General features: G+C 46.0%; 12 protein-coding genes. All 12 read right to left on the bottom strand.

All coding sequences use genetic code 11. The annotated features are described in order from the left end of the window. Positions 1-9: 9 nt before the first annotated feature. The 12 genes from B2M23_RS06975 to B2M23_RS06920 all read right to left on the bottom strand — a co-directional run bounded on the left by B2M23_RS06975 (position 10) and on the right by B2M23_RS06920 (position 11,687). Positions 10-1,374: a sn-glycerol-1-phosphate dehydrogenase gene (locus tag B2M23_RS06975; RefSeq protein ID WP_038353677.1), complete on the bottom strand. Its 1,365-nt coding sequence runs from the start codon at positions 1,372-1,374 to the stop codon at positions 10-12. Positions 1,375-1,436: 62 nt separating this feature from the next. Next, on the bottom strand, positions 1,437-2,957 hold the full coding sequence (locus tag B2M23_RS06970) for a xylulokinase (RefSeq protein WP_038353678.1): 1,521 nt from the start codon (positions 2,955-2,957) through the stop codon (positions 1,437-1,439). Between the two features lie 87 nt (positions 2,958-3,044). Beyond that, a complete protein-coding gene (deoC, locus tag B2M23_RS06965; RefSeq protein ID WP_038353679.1) occupies positions 3,045-3,764 on the bottom strand; it encodes a deoxyribose-phosphate aldolase in 720 nt (239 codons plus the stop codon). 34 nt (positions 3,765-3,798) lie between these two features. Then, entirely contained in the window at positions 3,799-4,518 is a 720-nt protein-coding gene (gene deoC / locus B2M23_RS06960) for a deoxyribose-phosphate aldolase (protein WP_038353680.1), read from the bottom strand. A 55-nt stretch (positions 4,519-4,573) separates the two neighbouring features. Then, on the bottom strand, positions 4,574-5,293 hold the full coding sequence (gene deoC, locus B2M23_RS06955; protein ID WP_038353681.1) for a deoxyribose-phosphate aldolase: 720 nt from the start codon (positions 5,291-5,293) through the stop codon (positions 4,574-4,576). Between the two features lie 36 nt (positions 5,294-5,329). Continuing rightward, a complete protein-coding gene (gene deoC / locus B2M23_RS06950; RefSeq protein ID WP_038353682.1) occupies positions 5,330-6,049 on the bottom strand; it encodes a deoxyribose-phosphate aldolase in 720 nt (239 codons plus the stop codon). A 24-nt stretch (positions 6,050-6,073) separates the two neighbouring features. Continuing rightward, positions 6,074-6,730, bottom strand: a complete 657-nt coding sequence (locus B2M23_RS06945) for an HAD family hydrolase (RefSeq protein ID WP_038353683.1) — start codon at positions 6,728-6,730, stop codon at positions 6,074-6,076. 8 nt (positions 6,731-6,738) lie between these two features. Further along, positions 6,739-7,677 carry a PHP domain-containing protein gene (locus tag B2M23_RS06940; RefSeq protein ID WP_038353684.1) on the bottom strand — a complete coding sequence of 313 codons (939 nt, stop codon included), beginning with the start codon at positions 7,675-7,677 and terminating at the stop codon, positions 6,739-6,741. Positions 7,678-7,688: 11 nt separating this feature from the next. After that, entirely contained in the window at positions 7,689-8,540 is an 852-nt protein-coding gene (locus B2M23_RS06935; RefSeq protein ID WP_038353685.1) for a class II fructose-bisphosphate aldolase, read from the bottom strand. A gap of 27 nt (positions 8,541-8,567) precedes the next feature. Further along, entirely contained in the window at positions 8,568-9,878 is a 1,311-nt protein-coding gene (locus B2M23_RS06930; protein ID WP_052237424.1) for a transaldolase family protein, read from the bottom strand. A gap of 10 nt (positions 9,879-9,888) precedes the next feature. Next, positions 9,889-10,842, bottom strand: a complete 954-nt coding sequence (locus B2M23_RS06925) for a transketolase family protein (protein WP_038353686.1) — start codon at positions 10,840-10,842, stop codon at positions 9,889-9,891. Next, on the bottom strand, positions 10,842-11,687 hold the full coding sequence (locus tag B2M23_RS06920) for a transketolase (RefSeq protein WP_038353687.1): 846 nt from the start codon (positions 11,685-11,687) through the stop codon (positions 10,842-10,844). The genes B2M23_RS06925 and B2M23_RS06920 overlap by 1 nt, the downstream gene beginning before the upstream one ends. Between the last annotated feature and the right edge of the window lie 203 nt (positions 11,688-11,890).

Genomic DNA, 11,890 nt, shown 5'->3' with positions numbered 1-11,890 from the left:
GGAACAGCCTTAGAATTCCAGTTTTTTTATTATTTTACTCGAAACATCTTCCATAATGCCAAGGGCCTCGGCCATCCACAGTGCATTGTAACGGCCGCTGCGCGTTTCCTTTGCAAAGTAGATACTCTTCACCAGCTCATCCTCATCAATCTGTAACTGTTTTGGGTGCCATGGGCCGCCCACTTTCTTTAATTTTTCAATAAGCGCTTCAGAGGTTGGCATTGCCTCAAACCGTCTGGCCAGGGCTTCATGATGCTTGATAATTTTTTCTATTTCGTTTCGTCTTGCTGCTTTGTCAAAGGAGTGGTTTTCTGCCTGCAATTCCAGAATGCTTTCTGCGCCTTCACCATAAACCGCCCGGATTTCCTTCTCCCACTCAGTTCTGTCCCAGGTTTTTTCGACGGCCTTTTCAACATCGAAGCGCTCGAAATCAATCGCCATAATTTCTTCCCAAATCATGGTGTTGATCACAGCCCCAACGCCGACCTCCTGGCCATGCATTGATTGCGGCACACCTTTTTCATCCTGACATTTAATCCAGAAATGGTTCAGCTGGTGCTCAGCGCCGGAGCCGCAGGGGGATGAATCATACCACGCCATTGCTACCGCGCTTTTATACAATGCGTCTGTTAAATTTTCAATGGCTTTTTTCTCTCCTGGCACAATGCCATCTATAGTCTCATCCTCAGTTCCCTCGGCAATACACTCGCCCATCATTGCTTCTACCCGGTCACAATAATAAATATCCTTGATCAGTTTTCCCGCATACCAGTCCATACCTGCGCTTATTTTAGAGATCACCTCGCCCACACCGGCAGCGTTCATAACGCTCGGCGCTTTTGCAATGATATCGGAATCGGCCAGAATCAAACTGGGATAATTGAGATAATATGTCACCTGAAGCCCATCGACAATAATAATGGACATGTTTGTAAAAAAGCCATCCATCGTCATGGCCGACGGAATGGAAACACATTCTAAATTCAGGCGTGTTGCCACATAACGGACGACATCCGTGACTGTTCCGCCCCCCAATGATACGATATAATCAGCGTCAAAAGGCGTATTGCAGATAACATCTCCAACGGTGTACTCATCTGGACGGATACGGCCTTTGAGCACATAGCATTCAATCTCAAGCCCCTGCTCCTGCCAGTCTGCATAGATCTCTCTGCCAATGGACTCAAAAATCACCTCATCTGTTACGAGTATTCCTTTTTTACCAAGCGCAAGCGCTTTGACATAATAAGGCAGTTTTCTGGATGCACCCGAAGCAATCACAACCTCTCCAATCGGCATCTTATGATGCCTCCCACATTCACAGTCAAAATCATGCCTTTCATAAATATTAAAACCGCTTTTTTGCATATCCATTTTTTCCTCCAAAATAAAATACTGGCCAGTATTAACCTGGCCAGTACGTATATGTTTTTTTATTAGAATATACGGTTGTCCAAGGCGTTATAAACGTTGATAAAACGCTGATAAGCTTTATCATAAGCTGCAAATTTTTCCGGATTAGGTTCAAAAACTTCAGTTAGCTTAACCGCTTTTTCAGCTGCATCCCGGCAGTTTTCATAAGCGTCCACACCAATACCAGCATAAAGAGCCGCCCCTAGACAGCCTGTTTCACCTGCACTCAGCAGCTGGATCGGCAGTTTGAAAATGTCGGCCAGCATCTGACACCACATTGGAGATTTTGCGGCGCCGCCTGTCAATCGAATCGAGTTAATTTTAATTCCAGCTTCCAGTTCGGCATTGATAATATCATATACCTCAAAACTGATGCCCTCCATTACCGCTCTTGCCATATCGGCTTTTTTCGTTCCAAGAGACATTCCGATAAAAACACCGCGTGCCTTATCATTGATTTTAGAACCTGACGCCCCCTGCAGGTATGGTAAGAAAGTTATGCCATTTGCTCCTGGCGGTACGTCTGCGATCTGTGCATTGATGAGCTCATAAGGATCTGTTTTTACCAGCTCAGCCGAGAATTTTTCAATGTCACAGAAGGTATCCCGATACCAGCGGTAGCTTGAAGCGGACGTATTTGAAAAGGCCTCGATGGTATAATTGCCAACCCCATGATTCCCTTTAACGACCAGTCTTCCCTTTGGATCACGAATCGGTTCATCACTCACGATAAAGCATGAGCCGAAGGTACCCATTACCACAACTGCTGTTCCGTCATCCACACCGCCTGAACCGAAGGTATTACAGTTCTGGTCATGCGCGCCAACACAAATCGGTGTTCCCTCAGCCAGACCAGTCAGTTCAGCAATATCTTTTGGAATATGTCCAACGACTTTTCCCGGTTCGTCTACCAGTTCAGCTCTTTTTTCCAGCGAAATTCCCAACATATCATGCATACGCTTCGACCAGCATTTATTGTTGATATCCATCATACCTTCGCGGCTTGCAGATGAAAAGTCTGTATAATATCCGTCTGCGCCGAGCTGCTTAAGAAAATAGTCCTGATGCGTGGAGAACATAGCTGTTTTATTCCAGTTTTCCGGCTCATGATGTTTAAGCCATACCAGCTTCGCAATACTAAAGCACATTCCCAGCGGATCGCCGGTCAGCTGGTAATATTCTTCTCTTGGAATCTGATCCGTAATCCATTTTATTTCTTCCTCGCTGCCCCGGAGATCCTGCCAGCCTACAAACGGCCGGATCAGTTCGCCTTCTTCATCTAAAAGACCGATAACAGACCCCTGGGAAGAAAGCCCCACAGCTATGATATCCTTTGGATCTACCTGCGCCTTACGGATGGCTTCTTTACAGGTTTTGAACAATGCCGGCGTCATGTCCTCCGGAATTTGTTCTACCCAGCCTTCATGCGGGTAATAACATGGGTATTCACGGTAATCACTCCCGATAAGGTTTCCTTCAAGGTCAAAAACGCATACTTTACAGCCGGTCGTCCCGGCGTCCATACCAACTAAATATTTTCCCATTTTATTTCTCCTCTATAAACTTAGTTTTTAATATTAAATCTCTGATCAAAGTCCCCCAACTCTGATTTTTGGCAGTATTTTTTTGTTTTATCCCTGGTATGCGGGAATTAATCCAATTTTCCGTAAATCATCAACACCGTCTAAAATTTCCTTGCCGCCCTGAGTTCCGATCAATTCTGCTCCGGCTAAAATAAAAGCAAACGCATTCTGTGGACGCGGCGCCTTAACCCCGGCAACCTTTACCTTCGTGTCAGAACCTTCCAGGGCTTCCACCATCAGGATAACGTCTGAGACACTTGGTCCTGCATATTGCCCTGTTGAGGTCTTAACCCAGTCGATGCCCGCTTCAGCCACCAGTTTGGTAGCGGTTACAATTTCTTCTTTGGTTAACATACAGGTTTCAATGATCATTTTAGTCATTGCCGGGCCCGCTGCTTTTTTATAGTCCTTGAATTCCTGCAAAACCTTGTCGTACTTACCTTCTTTAAAATCGCCAACATTCATACAGTTATCCAGAACAGTTGCCCCCATGCGGACGGCTTCTTCTGCTTCAAAGCATTTTACAGCGCTGCTCTGCTGACCAAAAGGAAAACCAATTCCTGCACCGACCAGCAGGTCTGTCCCCTTTAGCTCTTCCGCAACCACCGGCGTCCAGTAAGAGGACGAAAAACAGAAGGCCTTGCAGTTGTACTCAATAGCGGTCCTGCACCCCTTGCGAATATCTTCTTCTGTTGAGTCTTTGCCCAAAACAGAAAAATCAATCAGCTTTCCCATGTCATGTTTCGTCATTTTCGATAAATCAACCATTTTTTACTCCTTTATTTTGTTATTATTTTAAAATTTATCCTTCATATTTTGGAACAACGCCAATTTCGCGCATCATATCTAAAGAATCAATGATCTGCGGCGCCTGGCGGGTACCAATCAATTCCGCTCCGCCCATCAAGAAGCAGTAAGCGTTTTGTGCTCTCGGAAATTTAACACCGGATACTTTTACCTTTGTATCACTTCCTTCCAGAGTCTTAGCCATAATGCGCACCTGCTCCATCGTCGGCCCTTCCCACTGTCCTGTTGATGATTTAGCCCAGTCCAAGCCTGCTTCTGCAATTAGCTCACAGCCAATACGAATTTCTTCATCTGTCAGCATACATACTTCCAGAATCATTTTTGTGATCGCCGGGCCTGCTGCTTTTTTATAATCTTTAAATTCCTGGAGAATCTGGTCGTATTTTTTGTCTTTCATCAGGCCAACGTTCATGACATTATCCAATACCGTTGCTCCCATTCTTACAGCTTCTTCTGTTTCAAAGCATTTAACTGCGCTGGTCTGCTGCCCAAACGGAAATCCAATCCCTGCTCCAACCAAAATATCGGTTCCTTTTAGTTCTTCTGCAACCACCGATGACCAAATTGAAGAAGAGAAGCAGAAGGCTTTTACATTGTATTCAATGGCTGTTTTACACTCTTCGCGGATAATCGCTTCGGTTGTGTCTTTTGGGCCAATGAAATAGTCAAAACATTTACCAACATCTTTTTTTGTCATTTTTGAAAAATCAATCATTTTTTACTCCTTGTCCTGTTTATCCTTTAATTTATATCCTGGCTTATCCGCTGTCTTATCCTTCATAAGGCGGCAGTAACCCAATTTCCCGCATCTGATCCATCGAATCAATAATTTCCGGCGCAGACCGTGTTCCAATCAGCTCTGCCCCTGCCATAATAAAGGCCCATGCATTCTGAGGTCTTGGAAACTTAACGCCAGAAACCTTCAGCTTAACATTGGAATCCGCGATTGTTTCTTTCATAATCAAAACCTGCTCCATCGTCGGCCCCTCAAACTGTCCTGTCGCTGATTTTGCATAATCAAGGCCAACTTCCTTGATCAGCTCGCATCCAGCCTTTATCTCATCATCTGTGAGAAACGCAACGTCTAGAATTCCTTTTGTCATACGTCCCTGAGCCGCATTTTTAAAATCAACAAGCTCCTGTTTGACAACATCATATTTTTCGTCTTTTAAAGCCCCTATGTTGATGACCATATCCAGGCATGTACAGCCTGCTTTCACAGCCAGTTCTGTTTCCATGGCTTTTACAGCCGAGGGCTGTGAACCGAACGGAAAACTGATCCCTGTCGCAATGTTAACGTCCGTATCTCCTAATTCTTCTACCACAATGGGCGTCCAATAAGGTGAAGATGAATAAAAAGCCGCGCAGTTGTAAGCCTTTGCCTCACGGCACCCATTACGGATGGCTTCTTCATCGGTATCTTTGGGCAGAATGGCATAATCAAAGAGCTTTCCGGCATCCCACTTGGTTAACTTTTTTAAATCGATCATTTTTTTCTCCTGATATAATCTGTTGAATCCACTGCTTTACTTTTGAAGCGGCGGTACAATGCCAATCTCACGCATCTGATCTAAGGCGTCTATAATCGCCACAGCTGCACGGGTCCCAATTAAATCTGCTCCTGCGAGTAAAAACGCGTAGGCATTCTGAGGTCTCGGAAATTTAACACCGGCAACCTTAAGCTTAATGTCGGTATCCTTCAATGTTTTTTTCATGAGTAAAAACTGATCCATCGACGGCCCTTCAAACTGTCCTGTTGAGGTTTTCGCATAGTCAATCCCTGCTTCTGCAATTAAATTACAGCCCGCAATAATTTCATCGTCCGTTAAAAAGTTAACGTCCATGATGCATTTCGTCAGGTTGCCTTCAGCTGCTTTTACAAAAGCGTCCAGCCCTGCCTTTACTTCCTTGTAATTTTTGTCTTTGAGCGCGCCGATATTCATAACCATGTCCAGCGCTGTACACCCGAGTCGGACAGCCTCCTCGGTCTCGAGTCCCTTCATTTTTACAGTTGACGCGCCAAAGGGAAAATCCAAGCCTGTGGCGATATGGATGTCTGTTCCTTCAAGCTCTTCCTTTACCACAGGTGTCCAATAAGGTGATGCTGAATAAAACGCCGCGCAGTTATATGCCTTTGCTTCCTGGCAGCCTTTGCGAATATCCGCTTCTGTTGTATCCTTGGGCAGTACCGAATGGTCAAAACACTTTCCTAATGACCACTTATCCATTTTTGATAAATCAACCATCGTTTCCTCCTGTATTCTCTTTTTTTAAAGGAGCAGTTCCTTTATTTCACTTATTGTATCCACTATATAGGCCGGTCCCAGATCCTTCAGCACTTCACTGCTGCCGTATCCATAGGTTACCGCACACACATCCACACCTGCGTTGTGGCCTGTCATAAAATCTGTTTTTGTGTCCCCCACCAGCACTGCCTGTTCTGGCTGCATCTGGTAGTGCGCCAATATTTTTTGTATACATTCCGGGTGGGGTTTTGGGTTTTCAACATCATCTGCGGTTACCAGATAGTCAAAATACTGGTCAAACGCCAGAGCTTTCATAATTTTTTCTGTAGCGCTTCTGATCTTATAGGTCGCCAAAGCCATTGGTCTGCCTATTTTCTTGTAATGTTCCAATACTTCCTTAACGCCGGGATACAGGCTGGTGTACACGGCACAGTTTTCTTCGTAATATTTTTTAAACAGCGGCAAAATCTCACTGTCGATTAACGCTTCTTTATCTTCTCCAAGGCTCTTTAGCAGAACATTACGTGCTCCGCCGCCAATACAGTTCCGTATAAAAGTGTCTGATTTTGGCTCAAATCCATATTTCTTAATAATATACTTAACGGTCGCCACAATATCCGCTGCAGAATCTACCAGCGTCCCATCCAGATCAAAAATAATCAAATCATAATGTTTTCCCATTTTTTCACCTACAGTCTGGACAACAGCTCATTGCTTTGAAAATACTCTGGCGTAATGCCGCATTCGCCAATATTCCGGACTTTTTTGCTGGACTTCTTATAATCTGCATGGTAGTCTGAGCCTCCGGAAATAATCGCAACCCTGTCAGTGTAGTCTCTGCGCACCTGTTCTATGATTTCTTCCTTTGTCAGCGAGCCATTATAGGTTGTCTTGTCATAGGTGTAAGAGGCCTCAATGCCGTCCAGCCCGCCCTTGATCAGGCGGTCAATATATTCAGCTCTTGAACACTCCAGGGCTTTTGTTTTAACCCTCTCGTCAATAAGATAGGGGTGCGCCAAAATAACGATTCCTCCCGCGCGGTGTACAATATCAATAATGGTCAGGGGGTCTGGCTTTTCACGTTTCACACTGTATTCCGGCGTGTTGCGGATCATCAGCTTGGCGTCACTCCAGGTTTCGGTATAGCCTTTCTCTGCCATGAGGTTAAAGATGATTTTCTTCTGCACATCTTCCGGCTTTCTCGGGATATCATTGTAATTGAGCACTTCCTCCCAGCTGATGGGAAAGCCTTTCTCTGTCAGCAGTTCGGTCAGCCTTCTGTAGGAATCAATCTTACTCTGAACAATGATCCGGTTCATGGCCAAAATTTCAGGGCTTGAGTAATCACAGCCAAAGGCCACCAGATGCACATCCTCTACCTCTGTTTCACAGGAAAACTCAATTCCCTTTAAAACCTTCATGCCTTTCTTCTGGGCATAGCGTTCCACATCGACCATGAGCCCGCCCACCTCAATCTTCTCCGGCGGCAGCACATCGTGGTCTGTGATGGCTACGACCTTCATCCCCAGCGCTGCCGCGGTATCCAGAAATTCCTTTGGGGTATCGTTACCGTCTGAGCGGGTTGTGTGGCTGTGCAGATCACAGAGATAATTTGGTTTGTAATCCATATGCTCACTTCCTAATCTTCTAATAAGCTGAACAGTGTGATGTGATTTCTAACCACTTCTTTGACCTTATCTTTTACAAAAGCGTCCAGCTTCAGTGGATCATTTTCATCAGGCCGCAGCTTTGTGTAGTCTCTCATACCGCCGCAGTAAGCAATCTTAATCGCTGTTGAAATATTGACTTTTGCCGCCCCCAAGCTTATCAGCCGTTTAAAGGTGCCTGTGCTCAGACCAGTACCGCCATGCAGTACCAGCGGGCAAGGCGAAAAGCTGTTGATGTTTTCAAAAAGGTCGTAATCAATTTTAACCTCCCCTTTATATACACCATGGGCTGTGCCGATGGCCGGAGCAAAGGCATTAATTTTTGTCTCTTCCAGATAAACCTTACAGTCCTCCGGATTTGCCAGAGCACTCTGGTCTTCATCGACTACAATATCGTCTTCCACGCCCACGATGGCTCCAAGCTCACCTTCGACAGTAACATCTTTTGCGTGGGCGGCTTCCACAATTTTTTTAGTGTTCGCAATATTTTCTGACAGCGGCAGCTTTGAGCCATCATACATAACGGAGCTCCATCCGCCGTCAATACAGGCGATGGTAAAATCCACATCGGTCGAATGGTCAAGATGCACTGCCACATCTACCTTTGCATTCTCCACAATGGGTTTTAAAAACTGCATCATTTCTTCAATTCCAAATTGCCTGACGGTTTTAACCGAGGTCTGAAGAATGATCGGACAACTCAGCTCTTCTGCCGCTTCCACCGCCGCCTTTGCTGTCATTTGATTGACAATGTTGAAGGCGCCGACAGCGTATCCGCCCTTTCTGGCATCCTTCAATATTTTTTCCATGTTTACATAACTCATTTCATGACCTCATTTCTTATTCTGATTTTATTTTGCGCCGTTAGCCGCGTTCATAAACCGGCGCTGATAGCTGATTACCTGGTTGCAGGAGGTAAAGCGCGCCAGATAGCTTGGCTCTGCGGTAATAACCACACGGTTGACCAGATCGCTGAATTCGTCCTCGACTAAAAGCTTGTCGATATCCGGGTAATTGAGCGGCCCTTCCATACTGCAGATAATCAGTCTTGAATCGTTCAGGTTGGTGTTTTTAAACCATCTCAGGTTATGTCTTACACTGTCCAGGCCGTCAGCCCCTTCATGGTCTTCAAAGTGCCGGTATTTAAGCAGATCCTCGGCTGCCTGCTTGACGCTCAGCAGATCCATTTCCTGCCCTTTGCACAGGTAGTCTTTTTCGATGAACATTTTTTTAATGTCTTCCAAATACCTGGGGTCGCGTGTTGCGTCGTAAGCCGCAAGGCCTTTTTTCATGATTTCGGACTGCATGAAGCGGTGGCGGACAAAGCTGTTGATAAAATAGGGCTTTGCCTGCAGCGCAAGTGCTGTCTGATAGGGCTCAAACATTAAGGTAAAATTGACCCGGTAGCCATTTTCCTGAAGCATCAATGCGATGTTGTGGCCTCTCAGCGCTTCGGCTGTACCAGGTGCGTCGCAGGGGATTGAAAATTTCTTGTCGCCTGTAAGGAGCTGGTCAACGGTTTCCTTGCTGACTGGTCCGGTGTGCGGCACCTTAATGACGACGCGGTATTCGGACAGCATTTCTTTAAATTTAGCGGCTTCTTCCAGAATCTCGGCGTCGGATTTGCCAAAGGGGTCGTTCAGCTCAACGCTAATGTCTGCGCCGGGGCCCAGAATCCTGCCGATTTCTGCCATAACCTCGTCTCTTGTTTTAAACTGATTGCCGACATTTGCTTTTGGATTATTGATGAACAGATCATAGATGATCCCAGGGTTACAGGTCAGGTTGGCAAGAATGTTTTTGATGGGCGCTACTTCGTAAGGATTGGCGCTGTCTGCTGAAAACAGAACGTTCGTCGGGCGTTTCATTCCATTTTTGTCATAGCTGATATCTCTTACCAGATCTGCTCTGAGGGCCCCGTCCTCCTCCAGCTCGTATTCTACCCGAAAACCTGCCGGGGTCTGGCCCTCTGGTACGTCAAAGGTATCAATAACCTTTTTAAATCCATCGGTCACACCAATGGATTTCACGTATGGCTTTAAGGCCTGAAAGGTCTCAAACGCGATGGGCTGGTCGGCCACTCTGCTGATGTACGCCTTCTCGCTGTCAATGAATGTGACGTCTGTTTTCTTGAATGTGTTTAAACTGCATTTAATCTCCATGTCTCTCTCCTTATGCTAAATTATGAATGTAAGTTTCAATGGTCTCTGTCAGCTTATCAGCGCTTAAACCATAGTAATCTAAAAGCTCACGGTAGGGCCCTGTCTGAGTGGACCCAGCCTCAATGCCCAGTACGTGAACCGGTGCGTGGTGCGTCATATCTGAAAGAAGTTCCAGCACACTGCTCCCAAAGCCACCGGTTGTTATGTGCTCCTCTACTGTGCACATAAGCCGGCAGTTTTTATAAGCGTTGCGGATCAGTTTTTTATCCAGTGGCTTAACGGTTGTAAAATTAAGTACTTTGACTCTATAGCCCTTTTCTGCCAGCCGCTGTCCTGCTTTCAGCGCGTCAACGCTCAGTGTCCCTGTAACCAGAATGACCACGTCATCGCCAGTGTCCAGAAGACGCTCTCCCTTGCCGATTTCAAAGCTGCGCTTTTCCAGATTCATAGGCATTTCCATGGCGTTTCGCGGCATCCGGATATAAACAGGCCCTTTGCAGGCTATAGCCTTTCTGAGCGACATTTCTACCTCATAGCCGTCGCCAGGATTAAAAATCACCATATTCGGCACTGTTTTTAAAATCGCCATATCCTCCAGCGCCTGGTGTGTAGAGCCCAGATTAGAATGAGACAGACCGCTGCTTGAGCCAATGATCTTTACGTTCATGTTCGCGTAGCCCACGTCATTCCGGATCTGTTCAAAGCACCGCATACTGATAAAGGGTGCGATCGCTGATACCACAGGCACTCTGCCGGATTCCGCCAGACCGGCGCAAATACCGATGGCGTCCTGCTCGCTAATCCCAACCTCTAAATATTGTAAGGGCAGCGCGTCTTTAAAAGGGTTCATGCCTGAGCCCGCACCAGAATCACAGGATACTGCCATAACGCGTTCATCTGTTTTTCCAATTTCCAAAAGCACTTCGCCAAAGACATCTCTTGGGTTTAACTTTGTTCCTGCCATTATGACCACCCCTTTGCTTCCTGATAGCTGTGTAAATCTTCCAATGCCTGTCTGGCCTCCTCAGAATCCTTCCCAGGATTCCAGTGGTGATACTTCACATTGTTTTCCGCAAAGGACATTCCCTTGCTCTTGATGGTATTGGCAATAACCATTGTTGGCTTTCCTGCCTGAGCAGGCGTCTGTTCAAAAATATTCAGCATTGCCGCCACATCATGGCCGTCCACAATCTCTACCGCCCATCCAAAGCTTTTATATTTTTCCGCAAGATCTGCACTGTTGAGCACCTCTTTTGTTGTACCGTTGATCTGCAGGCCGTTTCGGTCGATAATGGCAACCAGATTGTCGAGCTTATGGTGCGCTGCAAACATTGCTGCTTCCCAGTTAGAGCCTTCTCCCTGCTCGCCGTCGCCCATAAGTACAAACACACGGTTTTCATGGTCTTTAAGCTTTGCGTCCAGAGCCATGCCGCAGCCAATTGGCAGCCCATGCCCCAGAGCGCCGGAGCTGAAATCCACACCCCGGAACTTTTTCATATCCGGATGACCCGGCACGATTGTCCCCAAATGATTATAGCTATGCAGTACCCGTTCACTCTCAAATCCCTTTTCAATCAGCGTTCCATACAGCGCCAGGCATTTATGACCCGCGCTCAGGATAAGGCGGTCTCTTTTTTCCCATTTGGGTTTGTTAACATCGACCTTCATCACTCCAAAGTACAGTGTCGCCAGAATGTCCGTACAGGACAGGGACGGTCCGGCATGACCATCACCATTCTCTATAATGGTTTTTACAATATCATTTCGGATATTAAACGCCTTTCTCTCAATTAATTCGATTTTATCCACAAGTAATTCCCCTCTCGGTCATCATTAGTGGTCATGACCAGTTAAGACTAGTATAGTTGCAGTGTAACCGTTTGTCAAGCCTTTTTGCCCCTCTTAAATTGTCTATATTTTAACGATTTTAACTGGTCATGCTCTTCTGAGACGTAATCTGGTGCTTTTTCTTTTAACCCGTCATGGTGTAAATTTTTAGGGAAATTGGTATT

It is taken from the genome of Eubacterium limosum (assembly GCF_000807675.2).
GTDB lineage: Bacteria > Bacillota > Clostridia > Eubacteriales > Eubacteriaceae > Eubacterium > Eubacterium limosum.
This window is presented reverse-complemented; position numbering and strand designations above follow the sequence as displayed.

Excerpts from the sequence above, each read along its gene's own strand:
- deoC (WP_038353682.1), bottom strand. The coding sequence starts at position 6,049 with ATGGTTGATTTATCAAAAATGGATAAGTGGTCATTAGGAAAGTGTTTT.
- B2M23_RS06935 (WP_038353685.1), bottom strand. The coding sequence starts at position 8,540 with ATGAGTTATGTAAACATGGAAAAAATATTGAAGGATGCCAGAAAGGGC.
- B2M23_RS06940 (WP_038353684.1), bottom strand. The coding sequence starts at position 7,677 with ATGGATTACAAACCAAATTATCTCTGTGATCTGCACAGCCACACAACC.
- B2M23_RS06930 (WP_052237424.1), bottom strand. The coding sequence starts at position 9,878 with ATGGAGATTAAATGCAGTTTAAACACATTCAAGAAAACAGACGTCACA.
- deoC (WP_038353681.1), bottom strand. The coding sequence starts at position 5,293 with ATGATCGATTTAAAAAAGTTAACCAAGTGGGATGCCGGAAAGCTCTTT.
- B2M23_RS06970 (WP_038353678.1), bottom strand. The coding sequence starts at position 2,957 with ATGGGAAAATATTTAGTTGGTATGGACGCCGGGACGACCGGCTGTAAA.
- B2M23_RS06945 (WP_038353683.1), bottom strand. The coding sequence starts at position 6,730 with ATGGGAAAACATTATGATTTGATTATTTTTGATCTGGATGGGACGCTG.
- B2M23_RS06925 (WP_038353686.1), bottom strand. The coding sequence starts at position 10,842 with ATGGCAGGAACAAAGTTAAACCCAAGAGATGTCTTTGGCGAAGTGCTT.
- B2M23_RS06975 (WP_038353677.1), bottom strand. The coding sequence starts at position 1,374 with ATGGATATGCAAAAAAGCGGTTTTAATATTTATGAAAGGCATGATTTT.
- deoC (WP_038353680.1), bottom strand. The coding sequence starts at position 4,518 with ATGATTGATTTTTCAAAAATGACAAAAAAAGATGTTGGTAAATGTTTT.
- deoC (WP_038353679.1), bottom strand. The coding sequence starts at position 3,764 with ATGGTTGATTTATCGAAAATGACGAAACATGACATGGGAAAGCTGATT.